Here is a 26,140-nt window from a genome sequence, read left to right on the forward strand (position 1 = left end):
TCGGGGGGGTTGTGGTGGGGGTCTGCTGGTGAACGGACCGGTCGTGGTAGGAGACCGCCTTCCTGTGTGGGGGTGGGTTCTGCCGGGTCGGCTGGGGCCGTCCGTACGTTGAGAACTGCACAGTGGACGCGAGCATCTTTGTGGCCAAGTTAGTAAGGGCGCACGGTGGATGCCTTGGCACCAGGAGCCGATGAAGGACGTGGGAGGCTGCGATATGCCTCGGGGAGCTGTCAACCGAGCTGTGATCCGAGGATTTCCGAATGGGGAAACCCGGCAGGGCTTTAAATCCTGTCACCCATGCCTGAACACATAGGGCATGTGGAGGGAACGCGGGGAAGTGAAACATCTCATTACCCGCAGGAAGAGAAAACAACCGTGATTCCGCGAGTAGTGGTGAGCGAAAGCGGATGAGGCTAAACCATTGTCGTGTGATAGCCGGCAGGCGTTGCGATGGTGGGGTTGTGGGATCGTCCGGACGGGACTGCCGTTCCGTCAGGGAGTCAGAAAGAGCGCTGTTAGGCGAAGGTCATGCGAATGGACCGCCATAGAGGGTAATAGCCCTGTAGCTGAAAACAGTGTTCCTCCCGGACGTGTTCCCAAGTAGCACGGAGCCCGTGAAATTCCGTGTGAATCTGGCGGGACCACCCGCTAAGCCTAAATACTCCCTGGTGACCGATAGCGGACTAGTACCGTGAGGGAAAGGTGAAAAGTACCCCGGGAGGGGAGTGAAATAGTACCTGAAACCGTGTGCCTACAATCCGTGGGAGCTGGACTTCGGTCTGGTGACCGCGTGCCTTTTGAAGAATGAGCCTGCGAGTTTGCGATGTGTGGCGAGGTTAACCCGTGTGGGGTAGCCGTAGCGAAAGCGAGTCCGAATAGGGCGTTGAGTCGCATGTCCAAGACCCGAAGCCGAGTGATCTACCCATGGCCAGGTTGAAGCGCGGGTAAGACCGTGTGGAGGACCGAACCCACCAGGGTTGAAAACCTGGGGGATGAGCTGTGGGTAGGGGTGAAAGGCCAATCAAACTCGGTGATAGCTGGTTCTCCCCGAAATGCATTTAGGTGCAGCGTCGCATGTTTCTTGCCGGAGGTAGAGCACTGGATGGCCTAGGGGGCCCACAAGCTTACTGAAGTCAGCCAAACTCCGAATGCCGGTAAGTGAAGTGCGGCAGTGAGACTGCGGGGGATAAGCTTCGTAGTCGAGAGGGAAACAGCCCAGATCGCCAGCTAAGGCCCCTAAGCGTGCGCTAAGTGGAAAAGGATGTGGAGTCGCATAGACAACCAGGAGGTTGGCTTAGAAGCAGCCACCCTTGAAAGAGTGCGTAATAGCTCACTGGTCAAGTGATTCCGCGCCGACAATGTAGCGGGGCTCAAGCGCACCGCCGAAGCTGCGGCATACGCATGTTAGCCAGGCATCTTTGATGTCCAGGTGTGTGTATGGGTAGGGGAGCGTCGTGTGGCGTGTGAAGCGGCGGGGTGACCTAGTCGTGGATGCCATACGAGTGAGAATGCAGGCATGAGTAGCGAATGACGGGTGAGAAACCCGTCCGCCGGATGACCAAGGGTTCCTGGGGCAGGCTAATCCGCCCAGGGTGAGTCGGGACCTAAGGCGAGGCCGACAGGCGTAGTCGATGGACAACGGGTTGATATTCCCGTACCGGCGCTGACGCGCCCATGCTGAACCTGGTTGTGCTAACCATCTGATCGGATGTGTCTTTTCGGAGATGTGTTCGGGAGGGTGGGATCCCGGCTGGTAGTAGGCAAGCGATGGGGTGACGCAGGAGGGTAGTCCAACCCAGGCGGTGGTTGTCCTGGGGCAAGGGTGTAGGACGGTGCGTAGGTAAATCCGCGTTCCATGTGTCTGAGACCTGATGCCGAGCCGATTGTGGCGAAGTGGATGATCCCATGCTGCCGAGAAAAGCCTCTAGCGAGTGTCAGGGCCGCCCGTACCCTAAACCGACACAGGTGGTCAGGTAGAGAATACCGAGGCGTTCGAGTGAACTGTGGTTAAGGAACTCGGCAAAATGCCCCCGTAACTTCGGGAGAAGGGGGGCCGTTCTCCGTGTAGGGACTTGCTTCCGTAGCGGGGAGTGGCCGCAGAGACCAGGGGAAAGCGACTGTTTACTAAAAACATAGCTCCGTGCTAAGTCGTAAGACGATGTATACGGAGTGACGCCTGCCCGGTGCTGGAACGTTAAGGGGACGGGTTAGCTCTTCGGGGCGAAGCTCAGAACTTAAGCGCCAGTAAACGGCGGTGGTAACTATAACCATCCTAAGGTAGCGAAATTCCTTGTCGGGTAAGTTCCGACCTGCACGAATGGCGTAACGACTTTCCCACTGTCTCAACCACAGACTCGGCGAAATTGCATTACGAGTAAAGATGCTCGTTACGCGCGGCAGGACGGAAAGACCCCGGGACCTTTACTATAGCTTGATATTGGTGTTCGGTTCGGCTTGTGTAGGATAGGTGGGAGACTGTGAAGCCAGGACGCCAGTTCTGGTGGAGTCATTGTTGAAATACCACTCTGGTCGTACTGGATGTCTAACCTCGGTCCGTGATCCGGATCAGGGACAGTGTCTGGTGGGTAGTTTAACTGGGGCGGTTGCCTCCTAAAGGGTAACGGAGGCGCCCAAAGGTTCCCTCAGCCTGGTTGGCAATCAGGTGTTGAGTGCAAGTGCACAAGGGAGCTTGACTGTGAGACAGACATGTCGAGCAGGTGCGAAAGCAGGGACTAGTGATCCGGCGGTGGCTTGTGGAAGCGCCGTCGCTCAACGGATAAAAGGTACCCCGGGGATAACAGGCTGATCTTGCCCAAGAGTCCATATCGACGGCAAGGTTTGGCACCTCGATGTCGGCTCGTCGCATCCTGGGGCTGGAGTAGGTCCCAAGGGTTGGGCTGTTCGCCCATTAAAGCGGTACGCGAGCTGGGTTTAGAACGTCGTGAGACAGTTCGGTCCCTATCCGCCGCGCGCGCAGGAGACTTGAGAAGGGCTGTCCCTAGTACGAGAGGACCGGGACGGACGAACCTCTGGTGTGCCAGTTGTTCTGCCAAGGGCATGGCTGGTTGGCTACGTTCGGAAGGGATAACCGCTGAAAGCATCTAAGCGGGAAGCCTGCTTCGAGATGAGGTCTCCCACAGGGTAGCCTGGTAAGGCCCCCGACTAGATGATCGGGTTGATAGGCCGGAGGTGGAAGTGCGGTGACGCATGGAGCTGACCGGTACTAATAGGCCGAGGGCTTGTCTTCGAAGATGCTACGCGTCCACTGTGCGGTTCCCAGCTGTATGGCCGGTTTCGGTTGTATAGTTGAATAGTGTTTCGGTGGTTTTGGCGAAGGGGAAACGCCCGGTCTCATTCCGAACCCGGAAGCTAAGCTCTTCAGCGCCGATGGTACTGCATGGGGGACTGTGTGGGAGAGTAGGACGCCGCCGGACTTACACAAAGTGTGGGGTTGCCTTTTTAAGGCAACCCCACACTTGTATTTGGGAGACCTTTCAGCCGGTGCATGCCGGCTCGCGTCCCGACTCCCGGAGCCCACGTGCCCGGGCGGAGCCCCGATCAACCGCACTGCCCCCCGTCGGGCCTCCGTCGGCTCTGGCCGTAGTGGCACCTGTCGGATGGACGTCCTACTATCGGAAGCCAGAAGGCCGTGGGCTCGGTGCGCCGGCCCGTCCGTTCTCCCCGGGGAGCCGCACGATGTCATCCGACGCCCAGCAGGACACGGCAGGTCTGCACGTCCCCGTCCATCCCGTCCGGATCGTCACGGCGGCCGCCCTGTTCGACGGGCATGACGCGGCAATCAACATCATGCGTCGGCTGCTGCAGGCCCAGGGTGCGGAGGTCATCCACCTCGGCCACGACCGTGGCGTCGAGGAGGTGGTGACCGCGGCGATCCAGGAGGACGCCCAGGGCATCGCCCTGTCCTCCTACCAGGGCGGGCATGTCGAGTACTTCAGCTACCTCGTCGAGCGACTGCGGGAACGCGGTGCGGGTGACATCCGGGTCTTCGGCGGGGGCGGCGGAGTGATCGTGCCGGCGGAGATCGAGCTGTTGCAGTCCCGCGGCGTCGCCCGGATCTTCTCCCCGCAGGACGGTCAGGCGATGGGCCTGGCCCGGATGATCAACACGATCATCGCCGATTGCGACGTCGACCTCGCCGCGGATGGTCCGAAGCTCAAGGAGGTCATCGCCGGCGTACAGGGCGCGCTCGCCCGGGCGATCACGGTTCTCGAGGCCGATCGGGACGGCGAGCTGGCGGCGGCGCTGCGGGAGGAGGCCGGTCGGCGGCCGGCCGTGCCGGTGCTGGGCATCACCGGTACCGGCGGCTCGGGGAAGTCCTCGCTGACCGACGAGCTGCTGCGCCGCTTCCGTCTCGATCAGGGCGACGCGCTGCGTATCGCGGTGCTGGCCGTCGACCCGAGCCGCCGGCGCGGCGGTGGGGCGCTGCTCGGTGACCGGATCCGGATGAACGCCCTGGGCGACACCGGCGCCGGCGAGGTCTTCTTCCGGTCCCTGGCCACCCGGGCGGCGGGCAGCGAGGTCCCACCCTCTGTGCCGGGGGCGATCGCGGCCTGCAAGGCGGCCGGCTACGACCTGGTCATCGTCGAGACTCCCGGCATCGGTCAGGGTGACGCGGCGATCGTGCCCTACTGCGATGTCTCCCTGTACGTGATGACGCCGGAGTACGGCGCGGCCTCGCAGCTCGAGAAGATCGACATGCTCGACTTCGCCGACGTGGTCGCGGTGAACAAGTTCGAGCGCCGTGGCGCCGAGGACGCCCGCCGGGACGTCGCCCGCCAGCTCGTGCGCAACCGGGAGGCGTTCGACCGGTCCTGGGAGGACATGCCTGTCTTCGGCACCTCCGCCGCGCGCTTTCAGGACGACGGGGTCACCGCCCTATACCAGCACCTTCTCGGCCTGCTACGCGACGTCGGCCTGGCGACGAGGCCCGGCGTGCTGCCCGCCGTCGAGGTGCGCGCAGCCACCGGGCTGACGACCATCGTCCCGGCGGCCAGAGTGCGTTACCTGGCCGAGATCGCCGAGACGGTGCGCGACTACCACGCCGAGACGGAACGGCAGGCCCAGCTCGCCCGCCGCCGCGAGCACCTGACCACCGCACTCGACGCGTTGGGCGCCGCCTCGGCGGAGGCCGGCGCCCTGGCCGCTCTACGCGACGAGGCGGAGGCGGCCCTGGCGCCGTGGGCGAGGGAGATGCTCGAGCGGTGGCCGGCGATCGTGGCCGAGCGGCAGGGCGATCAGCTCTCCTACACGGTGCGTGGCAGCGAGATCCGCACGCCGCTGCGTCGCACGACCCTGGCCGGCAGCCAGGTCTCCCGCGTCGCGGTCCCGGCCATCGACGACGACGCCCGGCTGGTGCGGTTCCTGCGCCGGGAGAACCTGCCGGGGTACTTCCCGTTCACCGCGGGGGTGTTCCCGTTCAAGCGCGCCGGGGAGGCGCCGGCGCGGATGTTCGCCGGAGAGGGGGACGCGTTCCGGACGAACCGGCGCTTCCACTTCCTGTCCGCCGGGTCGCCCGCGACGCGGCTGTCCACGGCCTTCGACTCGGTCACCCTCTACGGTCGCGATCCGGCTCCCCGACCCGACATCTACGGCAAGGTCGGCACCTCGGGTGTGTCGATCGCGACCCTTGACGACATGACGGCCCTGTTCGACGGGTTCGATCTCGGCGACCCGGCGACCAGCGTCTCCATGACGATCAACGGCCCGGCGCCGGCCATCCTCGCGATGTTCCTGACCACGGCGATCGACCAGCGGTTGGCCGCGTTCGTCGACGAGCACGGCCGCGAGCCGAGCGACGACGAAGCCGCCGAGATCACCGCCGGCGCCCTCGCCACCGTGCGGGGCACGGTTCAGGCGGACATCCTCAAGGAGGACCAGGGGCAGAACACCTGCATCTTCTCCACCGAGTTCGCGCTGCGGGCGATGGCGGACGTGCAGGAATGGTTCATCGAGCACAACGTCCGCAACTTCTACTCCGTCTCGATCTCCGGCTACCACATCGCCGAGGCCGGCGCGAACCCCGTCACCCAGCTCGCCTTCACACTGGCCAACGGATTCACCTATGTCGAGGCCTATCTCGCCCGGGGAATGCGGATCGACGACTTCGCGCCGAACCTGTCGTTCTTCTTCTCCAACGGCATGGACGCGGAGTACACGGTCATCGGGCGGGTGGCGCGGCGGATCTGGGCGGTCGCGATGCGCGAGCGGTACGGCGCCACGCCCCGCTCGCAGATGCTCAAATACCACGTGCAGACCTCCGGTCGGTCACTGCACGCCCAGGAGATGGCGTTCAACGACATCCGCACGACCCTCCAGGCGCTGTGCGCGATCTACGACAACTGCAACAGCCTGCACACCAATGCCTACGACGAGGCCGTGACCACGCCCACCGAGAGCTCGGTGCGCCGCGCGCTCGCCATTCAGATGGTCATTGATGGGGAATGGGGACTCGCTGCCAACGAGAACCCCCTGCAGGGCTCGTTCATCGTCGATGAACTGACCGATCTGGTCGAGGAGGCCGTGCTCGCCGAGTTCGAGCGGATAAGCGACCGCGGTGGCGTGCTGGGCGCGATGGAGACCGGTTATCAGCGGGGCCGGATCCAGGACGAGTCGATGCTCTACGAGCGCCGCAAGCACGACGGCACGCTGCCGATCGTCGGGGTCAACACCTTCCTCGCCCCCGACCGCGCAGTCGGCGGCCCGGATCGCGCCGCCGACGCCGCCGGCTCCCTGGAGCTGGCCCGAGCCACCGAGGACGAGAAGCGTTCCCAGCTCACCCGCCTGACCGAGTTCCAGCGCCGGCACGCCGCCGAGGCCGAGGCCGCCCTGACCGAGCTGCGCGCGGTCGCCGCCGACACCGGAAACACCTTCGCGGCGTTGATGAAGGCGGTCCGGGTCTGCTCGCTGGGTCAGATCACCCAGGCGTTCTTCGACGTGGGTGGCCAGTATCGCCGGAATGTCTGACATTCCCCGACGGGGTGACGTCGCACGGTGCGTTGAGCGTGGCGACCCGTAATCTCCGCGTACGCATGAGTCTTTGCCTGCACGTGGCGTCCTGGGGTGCAATGGACGCCGGCCGTCATCTGGGCGGTCCCCGGCCCGCCGGCCGGGTGGGAGACATCCCCTGAAGTGCAGGAGCGTCCAAGCCGTGGCCACCCCCAAACCGCTGCCCACCGATCCCATAGCGGAGGCCCACCGGCACTGGACCGCGCACGGCTGGGGCTCGGTGGCGGACGGGATGGCGGCGGTCACGTCGCTGATGCGCGCCCAGCAGATCATGCTGGCTCGGGTCGACGAGGTCCTGCGCCCACTCGATCTGACCTTCGCCCGGTACGAGCTGCTCATGCTGCTGCTGTTCTCCCGCCGCGGTGCCCTCCCGCTGAACAAGATCGGGAGCCGGCTTCAGGTCCATCCGACCAGCATCACCAGTGCCGTCGACCGGCTGGAGGCCCGCGGCCAGGTCCGCCGCACCCCCCACCCCACCGACCGCCGGGCGATTCTCGCCGAGATCACCGAGGAGGGGCGGGTGACGGCGCTCGCCGCGACGGAGAAGCTCAACGACACCGTCTTCGCCGACCCCGGCCTGGGCGACGGGGGCGTGCGGACGCTCATCGACCTGCTCACCGACCTGCGCCGGGCGGCCGGTGACTTCTGAGCCGGCTCCGGTCGCGCTGCCGGTGACTTCTGAGCCGGCTCCGGTGCCACTGCCGGCTCTGTTCCGGGTGCAGTGTGACCCCGGCGTCACGGTTCTGGCGCCCGCCGCCGCGGCCGCCGGTGGGATCGTGCTGCTCGGCGGGTCGCCGCTGCGGCTGATGGCGCTGTCCGCCCCCGGGGCACGGGTGTTCGCGGCGCTGCGTGGGGGCGCCACGGTCGGTGCGGCCGGGCCCGGCGCGGGGCTGCTGGCGCGCCGGCTCGTCGACGCCGGGATCGTCCATCCGCTGCCGCCGCGCAGCACGGCGCCGGTGGGCACGGTCGCCGAGGTCTCCGGGGTCACCGAGGTCGCCGGGGTCTCCGGGGTCACCGAGGTCGCCGGGGTCTCCGGGGTCGGCGGGATCACGGCTGTCATTCCGGTCCGGGACGGGGCCGGGCGCATCGGCGCGCTGGTCGGCGCGCTGCGCGGGCAGTGCGCCGAGGTCGTCGTCGTCGACGACGGCTCCCGCGACGACACCTCGGCCGAGGCCGCCGCGGCCGGCGCCCGGGTGATCCGGCACGACCGGGCCCGCGGCCCCGCCGCGGCGCGCACCAGGGGCGCCCGGGCCGCGCGCACCGAGGTGATCGTCTTCTGCGACTGCGACGTCCGGCCCACCGCCGACTGGCTCGACCGCCTCATCGCCCACCTCGCGGACCCGGCGGTCGTCGCCGTCGCGCCGCGGGTCGCCTCCCCGGTACCGCCGGGGTCGCGTGGCGGCCTGCGGGAACGCTACGAGGCGGGCCGCTCCCCGCTCGATCTCGGGCCGTGGCCGGCGGCGGTGCGCCCCGGAGGGCGGGTGTCGTACGTGCCGTCGGCGGTGCTGCTCATCCGGCGGGCGCATGCCGCGTTCGACCCGGCGCTGCGCTTCGGCGAGGACGTTGACCTGGTGTGGCGGCTCGTCGGCGCCGGTCACACCGTCCGTTACGAGCCGGCGGCGGTGGTGCACCACGATCCGCGGCCGTCCTGGCGGGCCTGGGCGCGTCAGCGCCATGGCTACGGCTCGTCTGCGGCGGAGCTCGCCCGGCGGCATCCCGGACCGCTGCGACCGGCCCGCGGGGCGGCGAGCGCGGTGGCGGCGGTCGGCCTGCTGGCGCTGCGCCGGGACCGGGGTGGGGTCGCCGTGGTCGGCGCCCTGGCCGCGGGCTCGGTGGCGCTGACCACCGCCCGTCTCGCCCGCCGGCTGGGCCGCACCGACCGCCCCGGCCGCGCCGCGCTGGCCCTGACCGTCCGGGGGCGGCGCCACGCCCTGCTTGCCGCCGCCGAGACGTCGCGGCGCACCTGGCTGCCCCTGCTGGCCTGTGCCGGCACGCCGGGCCGGCTGGTCCTGGCCGCGGCGACGCTGCCGTTGGTGCACGACTGGTGGGTGACGCGCCCGGCGGTCGGCCCCGTGCCGTACCTGCTCCTGCGCGTCGCCGACGACGCCGCCTACTGCGCCGGCGTCTGGTCCGGCTGCCTGCTGCGGGGCGACCTCGAACCGCTGATCCCGGCGCCGCCGTCCGTCCCGCGCCGCGGGCGGGGGGCGGTCGCGGGGCGGGTGTGATCGGCGCGGCGGCGCCGCCCGGCCGCGCGCGGCTACCCTCTACCGTGTGACCTATCTCGACCACGCGGCGACGACGCCGATGCGACCGGAAGCGCTCGCCGCGTACGCCGCGGTGCTCGCCGACACCGGCAATGCCTCGTCGTTGCATGCCAGCGGCCGCCGGGCCCGCCGCATCGTCGAGGAGTCGCGCGAGACGCTGGCCGGCGTGCTGGGCGCCCGGCCGTCCGACGTGGTGTTCACCGGCGGCGGCACGGAGGGCGACAACCTCGCGCTCAAGGGCCTGTACTGGGCGCGGCGGCGGGCCGAGCCCGGCCGGCGCCGGGTGCTGGTCAGCGCGGTCGAGCACCGGGCGGTGCTGGACACCGTGCAATGGCTGGGTGCCGAGCAGGGCGCCGAGGTGGAGCTGCTCGACGTCGACGCCGCCGGCATGGTGCACCCGGACACCCTCGCCGCCGCCCTCGACCGCGATCCCGCCGCGGTGGCCCTGGTCTCGGTGATGTGGGCGAACAGCGAGGTCGGCACGGTCGAGCCGGTCGCGGAGCTCGCCGCCGTCGCGCATCGGCACGGGGTGCCGTTCCACACCGACGCGGTGCAGGCGTTCGGCCAGATCCCCGTCACGGTCGGCGAGCAGGGGCCCGACGCCATCACCGTCAGCGCCCACAAGATCGGCGGGCCGGTCGGGGTCGGCGCCCTGGTGGTGCGCCGCGGCCTTGCACTGGAGCCGCTGACCCACGGCGGCGGCCAGGAACGCGACATCCGCTCCGGGACGCTGAACACCGCCGGGGTGGCGGCGTTCGCGGCCGCGGCGGCGACGGCCTGCGCCCAGGCGCCGAGCGAGGGCGCCCGGCTGGCCGCGTTGCGCGACGACCTCGTCCGCCGGATTCAGGAGAAGGTGCCGGGCGCCGTGCTCAACGGCGCCCCGCTGGGCGGTCCGCAGCGGCTGCCCGGCAACGCCCATCTCACGTTCCCCGGCTGCGAGGGCGACTCGCTGCTGATGCTGCTCGACGCGCGCGGCATCGAGTGTTCGACCGGCTCGGCCTGCTCGGCGGGAGTAGCCCGGCCCTCGCACGTGTTGCTGGCCATGGGGGCCGGCGAGGAGCATGCGCGCAGTTCGCTGCGCTTCTCGCTGGGCCACTCGTCGCGCGCCGCCGACGTGGACGCGCTCGTCGAGGCGATCGGGCCGGTGGTGGAGCGGGCGAGCCGCGCGGGCGCGCTCGCGGGGATGACCGGCGCCTGATCCGCGCCGCGTGCGCGGCGCCGCCGGAGGTTTCTGGGAACCGGAGGGTTCTGGGGAGGTGCAGGTCTGATGCGGATGCTCGCCGCCATGTCCGGCGGGGTCGACTCCGCCGTCGCCGCCGCGCGGGCGGTCGACGCCGGGCACGACGTCACCGGCGTCCATCTCGCCCTGTCCCGATCGCCCGAGTCGGACCGGACCGGCGCCCGGGGCTGCTGCACGCTGGAGGACGCCCGCGACGCGCGCCGTGCCGCGGACGTGCTGGGCATCCCGTTCTACGTGTGGGATCTGGCCGAGCGGTTCGAGGCCGAGGTCATCGACCAGTTCGTGGAGTCCTACGCGGCGGGACGCACCCCCAACCCGTGCGTGCGCTGCAACGAGCGGATCAAGTTCGCCGCGGTGCTGGACCGGGCGCTCGCCCTCGGCTTCGACGCCGTGGTCACCGGCCACCACGCCCGCCTCGACCCGGATGGCACGCTGCGCCGATCGGTCGACCCCGCCAAGGACCAGTCCTACGTGCTCGGCACGCTGCGGCCCGAGCAGCTCGGCGCGGCGCGTTTCCCGCTGGGCGACTCCACCAAGGCGCAGGTGCGCCGCGAGGCGGCCGAGCGCGGGCTGGCCGTCGCCGACAAGCCGGACAGCCACGACATCTGCTTCATCTCCGGCGGGGACACCGGCGGCTGGCTGCGGGAGCGGATCGGCTCGCGGCCCGGGCCCATCGTCGACTCCCGGACCGGGCAGACTCTCGGCGAGCATGACGGGACCTTCGCCTTCACCGTCGGTCAGCGCCGCGGGCTGCGCGTGGGGCACCCGGCGCCGGACGGGCGCCCCCGCTACGTCCTCGACATCTCCCCGGCGACCTCGACGGTCACCGTCGGCCCGGCGGAGGAGCTCGACATCCGCCGGCTGGTCGCCGACCGCGCGGCCTGGCCGCACGAGGGCGTGGTGACCTGCCAGGCCCAGGTCCGGGCGCACGGCGGGGTCGTGGCCGCCGAGGCCGAGGCGCGCGGCGACGACCTCGTCGTCACCCTCACCACCCCGGTGCGCGGGACGGCGGCGGGTCAGGCCGTCGTGCTCTACGACGGCGACCGGGTGCTCGGAGGGGGGCACATCCGCGTCACCGCCGCGTGAGCGGCCGGCGGGGCTGGGCGGGGTGCCGGGCACCGTCGGCCACAATGGCGGGATGAGTTCCGATGAGCACTGAGGCCGGCCCCGCGCCGCTGTGGCCGGCCGGCGCGGCCACCGGGGTGGGTTCGCTGCCGGGCACTGACCCCGTCGAGGCCACGAAGTCGGTGTTCGACGAGCTGCCGGACCTGCCGCACCTGCCGGAGCTGCCGGCCCGCGGGCCCGGCGCCGCGATGATCGGCCGGTCGGCGGCGATCCTGCTCGACCTGCCCGTCGACCTGCAGCCGGCCGGCTGGCGGTTGGTGCCCCGGCCGGGCCTGGACCTGCGCCGTTCCCGGGACCTGCTCCGACAGGACCTGGACGCGTTGTTCGACGTCGCCGCCGACTACTCCGGGCCGCTCAAGGTCGCCGTGGCCGGGCCGTGGACGCTGGCCGCCGACATCGAGCTGCCCCGTGGGCACAAGGCGCTGTCCGACGCCGGCGCCACCCGGGACCTCGCCGAGGCGCTCGCCGCCGGTCTGGCCGACCATCTCGGCGACATCGCCCGCCGGGTGCCGGGCGCGCGGCTGATCGTCCAGCTCGACGAGCCGTCGCTGCCGGTGGTGCTGGCCGGTCGGGTGCGCACGCCCAGCGGCTTCTCGGTGGTGCCGGCTGTCGAGGAGGGCCTGGCGGTGCAGCGGCTGCGCGCACTCGCCGACGCCACCCGCGCGCTGGCCGGTGTCGCCGGGGTCGGCGTGCACTGTTGTGCGGCGGACGTGCCGCTGGCGGCGCTGCGCGGCGCCGGGATGGACTTCGTCGGGCTCGACGCGGCCCTGCTGACCCGCGCCCAGGACGACGCGGTCGGCGAGCTCGTGGAGGCCGGGGTGCGGCTCATCGCGGGCCTGGTGGCCACCGGCGGCGGGGTGGCCACCGGTGGCGGGTCGGCGAAACTGTCGGACGTCCGCCGTACGGTCGAACCCGTCACTGCACTGTGGAGCCGGCTCGGATTCCGGCCCGAACAGCTCGGGGAGGTGGTCGCCGTGGCACCCGCGTGCGGCCTTGCGGGATTCGACGTCGACGCGGCCAGAGCGGTCATGCGGCACTGCCGCCGGGCGGGCCGCGTCCTGGTCGACGCGCCGGCATGAGCGCGCCACTGGGCTCCGGTGACGCGGCGGCCGTCGAGGCTGCGGCGGCCGGCGAGGCCGGGGCCGCGGTCGAGGCTGCGGTCGAGGCCCATGCGGCGGCGAAACCGACCGTCGCCGCCTCCGTCGCGGACCGGGCCCGCGCCGCCGAGCTCGCCCGCGAGCTGGACGAGCACGCCTACCGGTACTACGTGCTGGATTCGCCGACCGTCTCCGACGCCGAGTACGACCGGCTGATGCGTGAGCTCACCGCGCTGGAGGAGCGCCACCCCGAGCTGCGCACCCCGGACTCGCCGACGCAGAAGGTGGCCGGGTCGTACTCGACTCTGTTCACCCCGGTCGAGCATCTCGAGCGGCTGCTGTCGCTGGACAACGTCTTCGACGACGACGACTTTCATCTGTGGGCCGCGCGCGCGGCGCGGGAGACCGAGGTCGACGGCTGGCTGTGCGAGCTGAAGATCGACGGGCTCGCCGTCGATCTCGTCTACGCCGACGGCCGGCTCGTGCGCGCGGCGACCCGTGGCGACGGGCGCACGGGGGAGGACATCACCCCCAACATCCGCACGCTGGCGAGCGTGCCGACCCGGTTGCACGGGGCGGGCGTGCCGGAGCTGCTGGAGGTCCGCGGCGAGGTCTTCTTTCCGACCGAGAAGTTCGCCGAGCTCAACGCGTCACTGGTGGCCGGCGGCGGCAAGCCGTTCGCCAACCCGCGTAACGCGGCGGCCGGGTCGCTGCGCCAGAAGGATCCCCGGGTCACCGCCACCCGTCCCCTCGACATGATCGTCCATGGTCTGGGGGCACAGCGCGGGTTCGACGCCGTCTCCCAGTCCGGGGCCTACGCCCGGTTCGCCGAGTTCGGGCTGCCCGTCTCGACGCACTTCGAGGTGCTGGCCTCGGTGGGCGACGTGCTGGCGTACATCCACCGCTGGGGGCGGGCCCGCCACGACGTCGAGCACGAGATCGACGGGGTGGTCGTCAAGGTCGACGCGTTCGCGTTGCAACGGCGGCTGGGGTCGACGTCGAAGGCGCCGCGGTGGGCGGTGGCCTTCAAGTACCCGCCCGAGGAGGTCACGACGAAGCTGCGCGACATCCGGGTGAACGTCGGCCGCACGGGTCGGGTGACCCCGTTCGGCGAGCTCGAACCGGTGCTCGTCGCCGGTTCCACGGTGGGCCTGGCGACCCTGCACAACGTCGACGAGGTCGGCCGCAAGGGCGTCCTCATCGGCGACACGGTCGTGCTGCGCAAGGCCGGCGACGTGATTCCGGAGATCGTCGGCCCGGTCGTCGACCTGCGCGACGGCACCGAGCGCGCCTTCGTCATGCCCACCCACTGCCCCGAGTGCGGCACCGAGCTGGTGCGCCCCGAGGGTGAGGTGGACATCCGCTGCCCGAACACCGACGCCTGCCCGGCGCAGCTCCGCGAGTTGATCTTCCACCTCGCCTCGCGGAACGCGCTGGACATCGACGGCCTCGGCTACGAGACGGCGATCGCCCTGCTCGAGGCCGACCGGGTCGGCGACATCGGCGACATCTTCCACCTGACGCCGGAGTCGTTCGAGGGGCTGCGCGGCTTCGGCCAGAAGAAGATCGACCAGATCCTGCGCGGCGTCGAGGCGGGGCGGCACCGGCCGCTGTGGCGGCTGCTGGTCGGCCTGTCCATCCGCCACGTCGGGCCGACGGCGGCGCGCGCGCTCGCCCGGGAACTGCGCTCGCTCGACGCGATCGCCGCCGCCCCCGCCGAGCAGCTCGCTGCCGTCGAGGGTGTCGGCCCGAAGATCGCCAGCGCGGTGGTGGACTGGTTCGCCGACGCCCGCCACCGCGACATCGTCGCCCGCATCGCCGCCGGTGGCGCGTCGCTCGCCGACGCCGGCGCCGAGGAGGGCCCCCGCCCGCTCGACGGCATAGCGGTGGTCATCACGGGAACGCTCGACGGCTGGAGCCGGGACTCGGCGACCGAGGCGGTGCAGGGCCGCGGCGGCAAGGTCACCGGCTCGGTGAGCAAGAAGACCGCCTTCGTCGTCGTCGGCGCCGATCCGGGGGCGGCCAAGTACGACAAGGCGCGCAGCCTCGGCGTGCCGGTGCTGGACGAGGCCGGGTTCGCCGTGCTGCTCGAGCGGGGCGCGGACGCCGCGCGGGAGCGGGCCGTGCCCGCCGACGCGCCGGCTACCCCAGTCACACCGGCTACCCCAGTCACACCGGCTACCCCAGTCACACCGGCTACCCCAGTCACACCGGATGCTCCAGCCGCTCCGGACGTCGACTCCGCCCGCCAGGCGGCGCAGACGCAGGACGATGCCCCGCCGGGGTGACCCGGGGCTGGCGCGGGCCGAGCCGTCAGGGGCGGTCCGTCCTGCTCAGGCTCGCCGCGATGCCGGCGAGGTGGGCCAGCCGCTCGATCTCGGAGGGGCGGAAGGCCGGGCCGCCAGGACGGCCGATGAGGATGATCAGCCGGTCGCAGCCGACGGGTGCCGCGGCGAGCTCCATGCTGACCGCCTCCCACCGAGGCGGGAAGGTGCCCTCGTCCGGCCCGATCCGCCGCGCGCGGTCCAGCGGCAGCCAGGGTAGCGGTAACCGGACCCGTTCGGGCACCCCGAGGTCGTCCCCGCCGAGGGTGGGCGCGCCGACCGAGGTCTCCCGCACCCGCACGTCGCCCGCGCCGACATGCTCGAGCAGCACCGCCCAGTCCGCGTTGAACACGCCCGGGGCCAGCTCCGTCAGGGTCGCCGCGGCGTCGACGGGCCGCTCGGCGGTCAGCGCGTCGACGAGGTCGAGGTCGCTGGCCACGCCGCCGCCGTCCGCGAGGAACGGGCGCAGCGACTCGACGACCACCCCCGGGACCGAGTGGGCCGCGCTCATCGCCCGATCCGCGAGTCCGCCCGGCGGCAGCATGACGAGCAGGTCGTCCACCGCGCCGGCGGCGGTGCGCTCCACGACGGTGACGCTGACGATGTCGATGCCGGCGGCGCCCAGGGCGGTGGCGACGGCGCCGAGGGTGCCCGGGCGGTCCGGCAACACGACGCGCAGCAGGTACGACATGTAGTTGAGCATGCACAAAGAGCGTGTCGTCGGCATGGCCGACCGGTCACGCCGAGATGACGCGCCGCGCCGCCGCCTGCCTGGTCAGGGGCCCGGCGGGCGGCGCCGACCGGCCCGCCGCCGCCACCGCGGGGTCGGCTCGGCCGGCAGGTCGGCGGGGCGGGGTCCGTCCCGGTCGCGCCGCGGCCCGTACCATGACATGACGTCGACGCGGCGAAGCGTCCGGTCCGGTTCTCCCCCCGCGGCCAGCCTCCGGGCGGCCCGGAGTCCCCGGCTTTCCCGGCTGCCGCCCGCGGCACGCACGACCAGTCACGGGCTTCGCGCCCACCGCCCACGAAGGGGCCACACGCCATGGGGATCACGCGGGACGAGGTAGACCATCTCGCCCGGCTGTCGCGGATGTCGGTGACCGACGACGAGCTGGACGCGCTGGCACCGCAGCTCGAGGCGATCCTGTCGGCGGTCGCCCGGGTCTCCGAGGTCGCCGCGGCGGACATCCCGCCGACCAGTCACGCCGTGCCGCTGACGAACGTCTTCCGCCCGGACGTCGCCCGCCCGTCGCTGACCGCCGCCGAGGCCCTCGCCGGCGCCCCCGCCACCGAGGACGGCCGCTTCCGGGTGCCCCGCATCCTTGATCCGGACGAGTGAGGTCGCCGCCCGCATGACGGACCACCCGACACCTTCCGCCACGACCACCCCGGCCGCCGCGGCCGACGTCGTGCACCTGACCGCCGCGGCCACGGCGGCGGCGATCGCCGCGGGCGAGCTGAGCGCCGTCGAGGCGACCCAGGCCGCGCTCGACCGCATCGCCAAGGTCGACGACACCATCCACGCCTTCCTCCACGTCGACCCCGAGGGCGCGCTCGCCGCGGCCCGCTCCGTCGACGAGCGCCGGGCCGCCGGGGAGCGGCTCGGCCCGCTCGCCGGGGTGCCGCTGGCACTCAAGGATGTCCTGACCGCCCGCGGGATGCCGACCACCTGCGGCAGCCGGATTCTCGAGGGCTGGCACGCGCCGTACGACGCGACCGTGGTCAGCCGGCTGCGCGCGGCGGACGTCGTCCTGCTCGGCAAGGTCAACATGGACGAGTTCGCGATGGGTTCGTCCACGGAGAACTCGGCCTACGGGCCGACGCGCAACCCGTGGGACACCACCCGCATCCCCGGCGGCAGCAGCGGCGGCAGCGCGGCGGCGGTCGCCGCCTTCGAGGCGCCGTTGGCGATCGGCACCGACACCGGTGGCTCCATCCGCCAGCCGGCCGCGGTCTGCGGGCTGGTCGGGGTGAAGCCCACCTACGGCGGCGTGAGCCGCTACGGCCTGGTCGCCTTCTCCAGCTCGCTGGACCAGGCCGGCCCGCTGGCCCGCACCGTCACCGACGCGGCGCTGCTGCACGCCGCGATCGCCGGCCACGACCCGCTCGACTCCACCAGCGTGGACGTGCCCGTGCCCGCGGTGGTCGAGGCGGCGGGCCGGCGCGACATCCGCGGCCTGCGGGTCGGCGTCGTGCGGGAGCTCGCCGGCGAGGGCTACGACGCGGGGGTGCAGGCCGCCTTCGCCGCCGCCGTCGAGACCCTCACCGAGCTCGGCGCCGAGGTCGTCGAGGTGAGCTGCCCGCACTTCACCTACGCGCTGGCGGCCTACTACCTGATCGCACCGAGCGAGTGCTCGTCCAACCTGGCCCGCTTCGACGCGATGCGGTTCGGCCTGCGAGTCGGCGACGACGGCCAGGCCGGTGCCGAGGAGGTCATGAGCCGCACCCGCGAGGCCGGCTTCGGCCCGGAGGTGAAGCGGCGGATCATCCTGGGCACCTACGCGCTGTCCTCGGGCTACTACGACGCCTACTACGGCCAGGCGCAGAAGGTCCGCACTTTGATCAGCCGGGACTTCGCCGCCGCGTTCGAGCAGGTCGACGTGCTGGTCTCGCCCACCACCCCGACCCCGGCGTTCCCGCTCGGGGCGAAGGTGGACGATCCGGTCGCCATGTACCTGTCGGACCTGTGCACCATCCCGTCGAACCTGGCCGGCGGCCCGGCGATGAGCCTGCCGGCGGGCCTGGCGGACGGGCTGCCGGTGGGCATCCAGATCATGGCGCCGCCGTTCGCCGACGATCGGCTCTACCTGGTCGGTGGGGCGCTGGAGGAGGCGCTCGACGTCCGGCGCGGCCACGCGCTGCTCGACGAGGCCCCGGCGCTGTGACCGGCCAGGAGGTGCGGACCGGCCAGGACGTGCGGACCGGCCAGGAGGTGCGGACCGGGCCGGGGACGGGGCAGGACGGAGGGGGTCGGCGATGGTGAGTCTGCGCAGCGGGCGGCAGGACCGTCTGCTGGTCGTCGTGGTCTGGCTGCTGACCGTCGTGGTGCTGGGCCTCGGCATCGCGACGGTGAACCCGATCCTGCTCGTCTGGGGCGTGCTGGGCCTGCCGGCCGCGGTGTTCCTCAGCTACGTGCACCTGCGCGACACCCGCCCGCCAGCCGGACCCGGCGGACCCGGCGGCACCGAGACCACCTCCGCCGAGACCACCTCCGCCGAGCCCGGCTCGGCCGACGATTCGTCGTCATGACCGGCCGACCCGCGCATCCAGCGACCCACGAGGAGTACCCCCGGTGAGCACTGCGGCTCCCGCCAGCGCGCTGCCCTCCTACGCCGACGCGCTCGCCCGTTACGAGCCGGTGATCGGGTTGGAGACGCACGTCGAGCTCGGCACCGTCTCCAAGATGTTCTGCGGCTGCCCCACGGCGTTCGGCGCCGAGCCCAACACCCAGGTCTGCCCGGTCTGCCTCGGCCTGCCCGGCGCCCTGCCGGTGGTCAACGAGGCGGCGGTGCGTTTCGCCGTCATGATCGGTCTCGCGCTGCACTGCGACATCGCGTCCTGGTGCCGGTTCGCCCGCAAGAACTACTTCTACCCGGACATGCCGAAGAACTTCCAGATCAGCCAGTACGACGAGCCGCTGTGCACGGACGGCTGGCTCGACGTCGAGGTCGACGGCGAGGTGCACCGGGTCGGGATCACCCGCGTGCACATGGAGGAGGACACCGGCAAGTCGCTGCACGTCGGCGGCGCCACCGGGCGCATCCACGGGGCGACCCACTCGCTGGTCGACTTCAACCGGGCCGGGATCCCGCTCGTCGAGATCGTCACCGAGCCCGACGTCCGCTCGCCGGAGGTCGCCCGCGCCTACGTCGACGAGCTGCGCGAGCTGATCCGCGCTCTCGACGTGTCCGACGTGCGGATGGAGCAGGGCTCGCTGCGCTGCGACGCGAACGTCTCGCTGCGCCGCCGCCCCGCCCCCGGTGAACCCGACGCCCCGTTCGGCACCCGCACCGAGACGAAGAACCTGAACTCCCTGCGGTCGGTGGAGCGGGCCGTGCGCTATGAGATCACCCGCCAGGCCGGCCTGCTCGACGACGGCGAGCGGATCCTCCAGGAGACCCGTCACTTCGACGAGGCGTCCGGGCGGACGTCGCCGGGCCGGTCCAAGGAGGAGGCGACCGACTACCGGTACTTCCCGGAGCCGGACCTGACCCCGCTGGCCCTGCCCGCGCAGTACGTCGACGAGCTGCGCGTCGGCCTGCCGGAGCTGCCCGCGGCGCGGCGCGCCCGGCTCATCGCCGAGCACGGCTACACCGCGCGGGACCTGACCGACCTGCGCAACGCCGGGGTGCTGGACCTGGTGGAGCAGACCGTGGCCGCCGGGGCGACCCCGGCGGCGGCGCGCAAGTGGTGGCTCAACGAGCTGGCGCGTCGCGCCGCCGACGCCGGCGGCCAGCCGAGCGACCTCGCGATCAGCCCGGCCGACGTCGCGCGGATCACCGTGCTCGTCGCCGGTGGCGAGCTCACCGACGCGCTGGCCCGCAAGGTCATCGACGGCGTGCTGGCGGGGGAGGGCACCCCGGACGAGGTCGTCGCCGGGCGCGGCCTCGCCGTCGTCGCGGACGACGGGGCGCTTACGGCGGCGGTCGACGCCGCCATCGCCGCGGCGCCGGACATCGCGGAGAAGATCCGCGGCGGCAAGGTCAACGCCGTCGGCCCGCTGGTCGGCGCGGTGATGAAGGCGATGAGGGGTCAGGCGGACGCGGCGAGCGTGCGCGGCCTGCTGCTGGAGCGCCTCGGCGCGTCCTGAACCGGCCGGGCGGGCGGTGTGACTCCAACCCCGCCCGCCAGGCCCCCCGCCCCGCCGGACACCCCCCGCCCCCGGGCGTCTCCGCCAGCCGGCCCGAGGTTTCCGGGACGCCGTCCAGGGCCGTTCCAGCCTGCGCGGGGTTGCTCGATATGATCGGTCTTGCCGTCGTCGCGGACTCTTGCGGGGATTCCTGGCTGCCAACCCCGATTCGGGGGATATTGCCCGGTTGGACGTAGTCATTCGGGTTCGGGATGTCAGTCGCGGGTGCCGAAGGTTGTCCCGACGTGACCTGGGCCCGGGAAGACCACGTTTTCCTTCCGTGTCGGACCCGCGTGTCGAGTTGCCGACGCCGACCGGCGCGTCGGGTGCGCAGTGCCGGGGGCCTTCGTAGGGTGGGTCTCCGATCGGGCAGTCGTCTGCGAGGGGAGGCGTCTCGTCATGCCCCTCACTCCGTCCGGATTCACCGCGTCGACCTCGCGCCGCCGCGGCCGCGGCCGGCGGCGGGCGATCATCGCCGCCGTGGTGGTCCTCGTCCTGGCCGCCGGCAGCGGGCTCGGCTACGTGCTGAAGAGCCGCTCCGACGAGCGGGCGGCCGACCGCCGGGCCCAGGCCGCGGCCGCGGCCTACCTCGCCGCCTGGCGAACCCTGACCACCACCGGCGGGACGGCGACCCGCACCTCGGCGGGCCCGGCGTCCGCGGCCAGCACCGCGCCGGCCAGCACCGCGCCGGCCAGCACCGCGCCGGCCAGCGCCGCCCCGGCCAGCGGGAGCGGCGGGGCGGCGACACCGGCCGCGGCCGGCGCGGGGGCCGCCGGGTCGGCGCCGGCCGGCGGCCGTGACGGGGCCGGTCGGGCCGCGGTGAGCGCGGTGAGCGTGCCCGGCAGCGTCGACGTCGCGGCCCTGCTGACCACGATGGCCGACGTGCGGGACCGGCTGCTGGTCACCGGGGCCACCTTCACCCCGGGATCGATCGATCGCAGCGGCAAGGCGGCGAGGGCGCCCTACGTGGCCCGGCTCGACCTGTCCGGCCTGCCGGCGCCGCTGGAGTACGCGGGCGTGCTCAACCTCGTCGACACCGGTCGAGGGTGGAAGGTCCGGGCGGAGCCGGCGTCCGTGCATCCCGCCCTGCGCCCCGGGCTGCACCTGGACCGGACCGCCTCGACCGGCCACCGCGGCGACCTGCTCGCCGCCGACGGCCAGCCGCTGCGCGACTCCGGGGACCTCGCCGGCAACCTCGTCGGCCGGACCGACCCGCTGTCCGGGCTGCAGCGCGTCTACGACGACCGGCTGCGCGCCCAGGGTGGTGCCGTCGTCGTGCGCGACGCGCGGGGCGCCACCGTCCAGACGCTGCGCACCTACCCGATGACCGACGGCGGGTCGGTCCGGACGACCCTCGACCTGCGGGTCCAGCAGGCCGCCGAGACTGCGCTCGCGACCGCCGCCCGACCCACCGCGGCGATGGTGGCCATCGACACCCGCACCGGCGGCGTGCTGGCGCTGGCGAACCACCCGCCGAGCGGGGCGAGCCGCGCCGTGCGCGGCAAGTACCCGCCGGGCTCCACCTTCAAGATCGTGACGGCCACCGCCGCACTGATGAACGGCAAGGCGGCGAACACCCCGCTGGACTGCACCCAGACGGTCAGCGTGGGCGGGCGGACCTTCCAGAACGCCGAGTCCGAGCAGTTCGGGCCCATCCCGCTGCGGACCGCCTTCGCCAAGAGCTGCAACACCGCCTTCATCCGGCTGGAGGAGTCGCTGCCGTCCGACGCCCTGGAGAAGGCCGCCCAGCTCTACGGCTTCGACGGCCGGGCGCCGCTGGACATCGCCAGCGTCGGTGGGAGCTTCCCGACCCCGCGCGACTCGGTCGAGTCCGCCTCGGCGTCGATCGGACAGGCCCGCATCGAGGTCTCGCCCCTGCAGATGGCGAGCGTGGCGGCGGCCGTCGCCAGCGGCACCTGGCGCCAGCCGTTCGTCGCCGGCCAGCCGGCGCGCAGCAACGCCATCCCGCCCGCGGTGCTCCCGCCGCTGCGGGACTTCATGCGGGCCGTCGTCACCGAGGGCACCGCCGCGAGCGTGCCGATGCCCGGCGAGGTCTACGGCAAGACCGGCACGGCCGAGTACGCCGACGGCGACCCGCCGCCCACCCACGCCTGGTTCGTCGGTTACCGGGGTGACGTGGCCTTCGCCGTCGTCGTCGAGGACGGCGGCTTCGGCGCCGAGACGGCGGCCCCGATCGCCGCCCGCTTCCTGACCGCCCTCGACGGCGGCGCGGTGGCCGCGCCCGGCTCCGGCGGTCGCTGATCCCGCCCCGCCCGCCGGGCGGCCTCGCGGGCCTCGCCGGCCTCGAGTATCTGGCCGCGGTGGCTCGCCGGCAGGGTCGGCGGGGCGGCCACCTGCGGTCGCTGCTTGACGTACGGCCCGAACTCCGGCACGGTATGTCTGTGCACAGTCAGATTCTCGTACGTTCAGAGCGCGCGTAGTCGACGACCTCGACCCCGTGCGCCGCCCCTCAGTGCCCTAGGCACGAGGGGCTTTTTCGTGCCCAGCCCCGCTTCGTGATCCAGCCCCTGCGTTCGTGATCCTGCCCCACCCGCGTTCGTGATCCTGCCCCGTCACGTGACCGAGCCCCAGCGCGCGCCCCCGCGTTCCGCCTGCCGAGACCACCCGCTGTCGCAGATTCCCGGCCTGTCAAGGAAGACGCCCAGATGACACGAGAGATCACCGGAGCACAGTCGCTCGTCCACTCCCTCGAGGCGGTCGGAGCGGATGTGGTCTTCGGCATCCCCGGCGGGGCGATCCTGCCCGCCTACGACCCGTTGTACGACTCCACGCGGGTGCGCCACATCCTCGTCCGGCACGAGCAGGGCGCCGGCCACGCGGCCGAGGGGTACGCGCAGGCCACCGGGCGGGTGGGGGTGTGCATGGCGACGTCCGGTCCGGGGGCGACGAACCTGGTCACCCCGATCGCGGACGCCTACATGGACTCGGTGCCCATGGTCGCGATCACCGGGCAGGTGGCCAGCGCCGCGATCGGGACGGACGCCTTCCAGGAGGCGGACATCTGCGGCATCACCCTGCCCATCACCAAGCACAACTTCCTCGTCCAGTCCGTCGACGACATCCCGCGGACGATCGCCGAGGCGTTCCACCTGGCGGGCACGGGGCGCCCCGGCCCCGTCCTGGTCGACCTGCCCAAGGACATCCTGCAGTCGGTCACGTCGGTGCTGCCGCACGAGATCTGGCCACCCACGCTCGACCTGCCCGGCTACCGCCCGATCACCCGCCCGCACAACAAGCAGGTGCGGGAGGCGGCGAAGCTGATCAGCGCATCCCGGCGTCCGGTGCTGTACATCGGCGGCGGCGTGCTCAAGGCGCGCGCCGCCGCGGAGCTGCGCACGCTGGCGGAGATGACCGGCATCCCGGTGGTCACCACACTGATGGCCCGCGGCGCCTTCCCCGACTCGCACCCCCAGCATCTGGGCATGCCCGGCATGCACGGCTCGGTCGCGGCGGTGACCGCGCTGCAGAAGGCGGACCTGCTCATCACCCTCGGCGCCCGCTTCGACGACCGGGTGACCGGCCGGCTGGCCTCGTTCGCGCCGAAGGCCGCGATCATCCACGCCGACATCGATCCCGCCGAGATCGGCAAGAACCGGACCGCCGACGTGCCCATCGTCGGTGACTGCCGAGAGGTGATCAACGAGCTGATCGCCGCACTGGCCGCCGAGGCCCGCCCGGACCTCGAGGGCTGGTGGCGCACCCTGGATGGCTGGCGGCGCACCTACCCGCTGGGCTACGACACCCCGGCCGACGGGTCGCTGGCGCCGCAGCACGTCATCGAGCGGCTCGGCCGCATCTCGGGCCCGGAGACGATTTTCGCGGCCGGCGTCGGCCAGCATCAGATGTGGGCCGCCCAGTTCATCTCCTACGAGAACCCCTACACCTGGCTGAACTCAGGCGGCGCCGGGACGATGGGCTTCGCCGTGCCGGCGGCGATGGGCGCCAAGGTCGGCCGCCCGGACGCCACCGTGTGGGCGATCGACGGCGACGGCTGCTTCCAGATGACCAACCAGGAGCTCGCCACCTGCGCGCTGGAGGGCATCCCGATCAAGGTTGCGGTCATCAACAACGGCTCGCTCGGCATGGTCCGGCAGTGGCAGACCCTGTTCTACGACAAGCGCTACTCGAACACCGAGCTCGGCACGCACCCGGGGTCGCCGCGGACCGGGGTCAAGCGGGTGCCCGACTTCGTCCGCCTCGCCGAGGCGCTGGGCTGCGTCGGCCTGCGCTGCGACTCGGCCGCCGAGGTCGACGCGACGATCGAGAAGGCGATGGCGATCGACGACGCCCCCGTGGTCGTGGACTTCGTCGTCCACCCCGACGCCATGGTCTGGCCGATGGTCGCCGCCGGCGCGAGCAACGACGACATCCGGGTCGCCCGCGACCTCGCGCCCGACTTCGACTACTCCGGGGACGCCGAGGTGAACCTGTGACGGCCCCCGACCCGACCCCCGACCCCAGGAGCGCGACATCATGACCCGGCACACCCTGTCCGTGCTGGTGGAGAACAAGCCGGGGGTGCTCGCCCGGGTCTCCGGCCTGTTCTCCCGGCGCGGGTTCAACATCGAGTCGCTCGCCGTCGGCCCGACCGAGCACCCGGACGTCTCCCGGATGACGATCGTCGTCGCGGTCGAGGACCTGCCGCTGGAGCAGGTGACCAAGCAGCTCAACAAGCTGGTCAACGTCCTGAAGATCGTCGAGATGGACACGTCCGTCTCGGTGCAGCGCGAGCTGATGCTGCTCAAGGTGCGCGCCGACCTGTCCGTCCGGTCGCAGGTGCTGGAGACCGTCACCCTGTTCCGTGCGAAGGTGGTCGACGTCGCCCCGGACGCCGTCACGATCGAGGCGACGGGCACCCGCGACAAGCTGGACGCCCTCATCCGGATGCTGGAGCCGTTCGGGATCCGGGAGCTTGTCCAGTCCGGCATGGTGGCGCTCGGCCGCGGCTCGCGGTCGATCACCGACCGCAGCCTGCGCGCCGTCGACCGGTCGGCCTGACCGGTCGACCTGTTCCACCCGCTTCACCCGGCCCGGCCGGCCGGGGCGTCCCGCGGCGATCCCGGTCAGGCCGCGCCCGCACTTCCCTTCACTCAACGAGGAGACACCCCCACGATGGTCGAGATCTACTACGACGACGACGCCTCGCTCGACGTCCTGGCCGGCCGCAAGGTCGCCGTCATCGGTTACGGCAGCCAGGGCCACGCGCACGCGCTGAACCTGCGCGACAGCGGCGTCGACGTGCGGGTCGGCCTGCCCGCGGACAGTCGCAGCCGGGCGAAGGCCGCCGAGGAGGGCCTGCGCGTGCTCACCCCGGCGGAGGCGTCCGCCGAGGCCGACATCATCATGCTGCTCACTCCGGACACCACCCACCGCAAGATCTACGCCGACTCCATCGCCCCGCATCTGAGCGAGGGCAAGGCGCTGGCGTTCGGGCACGGGTTCAACATCCGCTACGGGCTCATCGAGCCGCCGGCAGGCGTCGACGTGTTCATGGTGGCGCCGAAGGGCCCCGGTCACCTGGTGCGCCGGGTGTTCGAGGAGGGCAAGGGCGTGCCCGTCCTCGTCGCCGTCGAGAACGACGCCTCCGGCAACGCGCTGGCCGTCGCGCTGGCCTACGCCAAGGGCATCGGCGGCACCCGCGCCGGGGCGCTGCGCACCACCTTCACCGAGGAGACCGAGACCGACCTGTTCGGCGAGCAGGCGGTGCTCTGCGGTGGCGCGAGCGCGCTGGTCCAGGCCGGCTTCGAGACGCTGGTCGAGGCGGGTTACACCCCCGAGGTCGCCTACTTCGAGTGCCTGCACGAGCTCAAGCTCATCGTCGACCTGATGTACGAGGGCGGCATCTCGCAGATGCGCTACTCGATCTCCGACACGGCCGAGTACGGCGACGTCACCCGCGGCCCGCGGGTGGTCACCCCGGCCGTCAAGGCCGAGATGCGCAAGATCCTCGACGAGATCCAGGACGGCACGTTCGCGCGTGAGTGGGTCGCCGAGGACGACAACGGCCGGCCGAACTTCACCAAGCTCGTGGAGGAGGGCAAGCAGCACCCGATCGAGCAGGTCGGCGCCAAGCTGCGGCCGCTGATGTCCTGGATCGCCAAGTAACGCAGGGCTCGCCGCTTAAGCAGGGCTCGCCGCGTAACGCGCGGATCGCCAGTAGGACCGGGATCGCCGAGCGGCAGGGCGGTCAGCCG

16 protein-coding genes and 2 rRNA genes are annotated in these 26,140 nt (G+C 71.8%); 17 read left to right on the forward strand and 1 reads right to left on the reverse strand.

The genetic code is table 11. The annotated features are described in order from the left end of the window. Positions 1 to 142 precede the first annotated feature (142 nt). From AC5R91_RS24695 to ligA, 9 genes are all read left to right on the forward strand, one after another. Positions 143 to 3,247: ribosomal RNA gene (locus AC5R91_RS24695) — 23S ribosomal RNA — on the forward strand. Positions 3,248 to 3,317: 70 nt separating this feature from the next. After that, positions 3,318 to 3,434, forward strand: a 5S ribosomal RNA gene (rrf, locus tag AC5R91_RS24700). Between the two features lie 262 nt (positions 3,435 to 3,696). Beyond that, complete coding sequence (icmF, locus tag AC5R91_RS24705) at positions 3,697 to 6,984, forward strand: fused isobutyryl-CoA mutase/GTPase IcmF (protein ID WP_495393687.1); 3,288 nt, start codon at positions 3,697 to 3,699, stop codon at positions 6,982 to 6,984. A 184-nt stretch (positions 6,985 to 7,168) separates the two neighbouring features. Further along, positions 7,169 to 7,675 carry a MarR family winged helix-turn-helix transcriptional regulator gene (locus AC5R91_RS24710; protein ID WP_495393688.1) on the forward strand — a complete coding sequence of 169 codons (507 nt, stop codon included), beginning with the start codon at positions 7,169 to 7,171 and terminating at the stop codon, positions 7,673 to 7,675. A gap of 43 nt (positions 7,676 to 7,718) precedes the next feature. Continuing rightward, the gene (gene mftF, locus AC5R91_RS24715) at positions 7,719 to 9,251 is read left to right on the forward strand and encodes a mycofactocin biosynthesis glycosyltransferase MftF (RefSeq protein WP_495393689.1); all 1,533 of its coding nucleotides are present in this window, start codon (positions 7,719 to 7,721) and stop codon (positions 9,249 to 9,251) included. 46 nt (positions 9,252 to 9,297) lie between these two features. Continuing rightward, positions 9,298 to 10,488: a cysteine desulfurase family protein gene (locus AC5R91_RS24720; protein WP_495393690.1), complete on the forward strand. Its 1,191-nt coding sequence runs from the start codon at positions 9,298 to 9,300 to the stop codon at positions 10,486 to 10,488. Positions 10,489 to 10,557: 69 nt separating this feature from the next. Continuing rightward, on the forward strand, positions 10,558 to 11,616 hold the full coding sequence (gene mnmA, locus AC5R91_RS24725; RefSeq protein WP_495393691.1) for a tRNA 2-thiouridine(34) synthase MnmA: 1,059 nt from the start codon (positions 10,558 to 10,560) through the stop codon (positions 11,614 to 11,616). Between the two features lie 62 nt (positions 11,617 to 11,678). After that, positions 11,679 to 12,734 carry a methionine synthase gene (locus AC5R91_RS24730; RefSeq protein ID WP_495393692.1) on the forward strand — a complete coding sequence of 352 codons (1,056 nt, stop codon included), beginning with the start codon at positions 11,679 to 11,681 and terminating at the stop codon, positions 12,732 to 12,734. Next, the gene (gene ligA / locus AC5R91_RS24735) at positions 12,731 to 15,040 is read left to right on the forward strand and encodes an NAD-dependent DNA ligase LigA (RefSeq protein WP_495393693.1); all 2,310 of its coding nucleotides are present in this window, start codon (positions 12,731 to 12,733) and stop codon (positions 15,038 to 15,040) included. The genes AC5R91_RS24730 and ligA overlap by 4 nt, the downstream gene beginning before the upstream one ends. Positions 15,041 to 15,065: 25 nt before the next feature. On the opposite strand, the gene AC5R91_RS24740 is transcribed toward ligA, so the two are convergent. Next, positions 15,066 to 15,779, reverse strand: a complete 714-nt coding sequence (locus AC5R91_RS24740; protein ID WP_495398052.1) for an ACT domain-containing protein — start codon at positions 15,777 to 15,779, stop codon at positions 15,066 to 15,068. 339 nt (positions 15,780 to 16,118) lie between these two features. On the opposite strand from AC5R91_RS24740, the gene gatC reads away from it, so the two are divergent. The 8 genes from gatC to ilvC all read left to right on the forward strand — a co-directional run bounded on the left by gatC (position 16,119) and on the right by ilvC (position 26,051). Continuing rightward, entirely contained in the window at positions 16,119 to 16,415 is a 297-nt protein-coding gene (gene gatC / locus AC5R91_RS24745) for an Asp-tRNA(Asn)/Glu-tRNA(Gln) amidotransferase subunit GatC (protein WP_495393694.1), read from the forward strand. A 13-nt stretch (positions 16,416 to 16,428) separates the two neighbouring features. Continuing rightward, on the forward strand, positions 16,429 to 17,961 hold the full coding sequence (gene gatA / locus AC5R91_RS24750) for an Asp-tRNA(Asn)/Glu-tRNA(Gln) amidotransferase subunit GatA (RefSeq protein ID WP_495393695.1): 1,533 nt from the start codon (positions 16,429 to 16,431) through the stop codon (positions 17,959 to 17,961). Between the two features lie 91 nt (positions 17,962 to 18,052). Next, positions 18,053 to 18,325 (forward strand): hypothetical protein, encoded by a 273-nt coding sequence (locus tag AC5R91_RS24755; protein ID WP_495393696.1) that lies wholly within the window; start codon positions 18,053 to 18,055, stop codon positions 18,323 to 18,325. Positions 18,326 to 18,368: 43 nt separating this feature from the next. Then, on the forward strand, positions 18,369 to 19,886 hold the full coding sequence (gene gatB / locus AC5R91_RS24760) for an Asp-tRNA(Asn)/Glu-tRNA(Gln) amidotransferase subunit GatB (protein WP_495393697.1): 1,518 nt from the start codon (positions 18,369 to 18,371) through the stop codon (positions 19,884 to 19,886). 438 nt (positions 19,887 to 20,324) lie between these two features. After that, complete coding sequence (locus tag AC5R91_RS24765) at positions 20,325 to 22,187, forward strand: penicillin-binding transpeptidase domain-containing protein (protein WP_495393698.1); 1,863 nt, start codon at positions 20,325 to 20,327, stop codon at positions 22,185 to 22,187. A 350-nt stretch (positions 22,188 to 22,537) separates the two neighbouring features. Then, a complete protein-coding gene (locus tag AC5R91_RS24770) occupies positions 22,538 to 24,379 on the forward strand; it encodes an acetolactate synthase large subunit (RefSeq protein ID WP_495398053.1) in 1,842 nt (613 codons plus the stop codon). Positions 24,380 to 24,419: 40 nt separating this feature from the next. Continuing rightward, the gene (gene ilvN / locus AC5R91_RS24775; RefSeq protein WP_044886230.1) at positions 24,420 to 24,944 is read left to right on the forward strand and encodes an acetolactate synthase small subunit; all 525 of its coding nucleotides are present in this window, start codon (positions 24,420 to 24,422) and stop codon (positions 24,942 to 24,944) included. Between the two features lie 114 nt (positions 24,945 to 25,058). Next, positions 25,059 to 26,051: a ketol-acid reductoisomerase gene (ilvC, locus tag AC5R91_RS24780; RefSeq protein ID WP_495393699.1), complete on the forward strand. Its 993-nt coding sequence runs from the start codon at positions 25,059 to 25,061 to the stop codon at positions 26,049 to 26,051. Positions 26,052 to 26,140 lie beyond the last annotated feature (89 nt).

The organism is Frankia sp. BMG5.60 (assembly GCF_059428125.1).

What these genes read in the sequence shown, in the direction of transcription:
- icmF (WP_495393687.1), top strand. Translation starts at nt 3,697, where the DNA reads ATGTCATCCGACGCCCAGCAGGACACGGCAGGTCTGCACGTCCCCGTC.
- mnmA (WP_495393691.1), top strand. Translation starts at nt 10,558, where the DNA reads ATGCGGATGCTCGCCGCCATGTCCGGCGGGGTCGACTCCGCCGTCGCC.
- AC5R91_RS24730 (WP_495393692.1), top strand. Translation starts at nt 11,679, where the DNA reads ATGAGCACTGAGGCCGGCCCCGCGCCGCTGTGGCCGGCCGGCGCGGCC.
- ligA (WP_495393693.1), top strand. Translation starts at nt 12,731, where the DNA reads ATGAGCGCGCCACTGGGCTCCGGTGACGCGGCGGCCGTCGAGGCTGCG.
- AC5R91_RS24740 (WP_495398052.1), bottom strand. Translation starts at nt 15,779, where the DNA reads ATGCTCAACTACATGTCGTACCTGCTGCGCGTCGTGTTGCCGGACCGC.
- gatC (WP_495393694.1), top strand. Translation starts at nt 16,119, where the DNA reads ATGGGGATCACGCGGGACGAGGTAGACCATCTCGCCCGGCTGTCGCGG.
- gatA (WP_495393695.1), top strand. Translation starts at nt 16,429, where the DNA reads ATGACGGACCACCCGACACCTTCCGCCACGACCACCCCGGCCGCCGCG.
- AC5R91_RS24755 (WP_495393696.1), top strand. Translation starts at nt 18,053, where the DNA reads ATGGTGAGTCTGCGCAGCGGGCGGCAGGACCGTCTGCTGGTCGTCGTG.
- AC5R91_RS24765 (WP_495393698.1), top strand. Translation starts at nt 20,325, where the DNA reads ATGCCCCTCACTCCGTCCGGATTCACCGCGTCGACCTCGCGCCGCCGC.
- ilvN (WP_044886230.1), top strand. Translation starts at nt 24,420, where the DNA reads ATGACCCGGCACACCCTGTCCGTGCTGGTGGAGAACAAGCCGGGGGTG.
- ilvC (WP_495393699.1), top strand. Translation starts at nt 25,059, where the DNA reads ATGGTCGAGATCTACTACGACGACGACGCCTCGCTCGACGTCCTGGCC.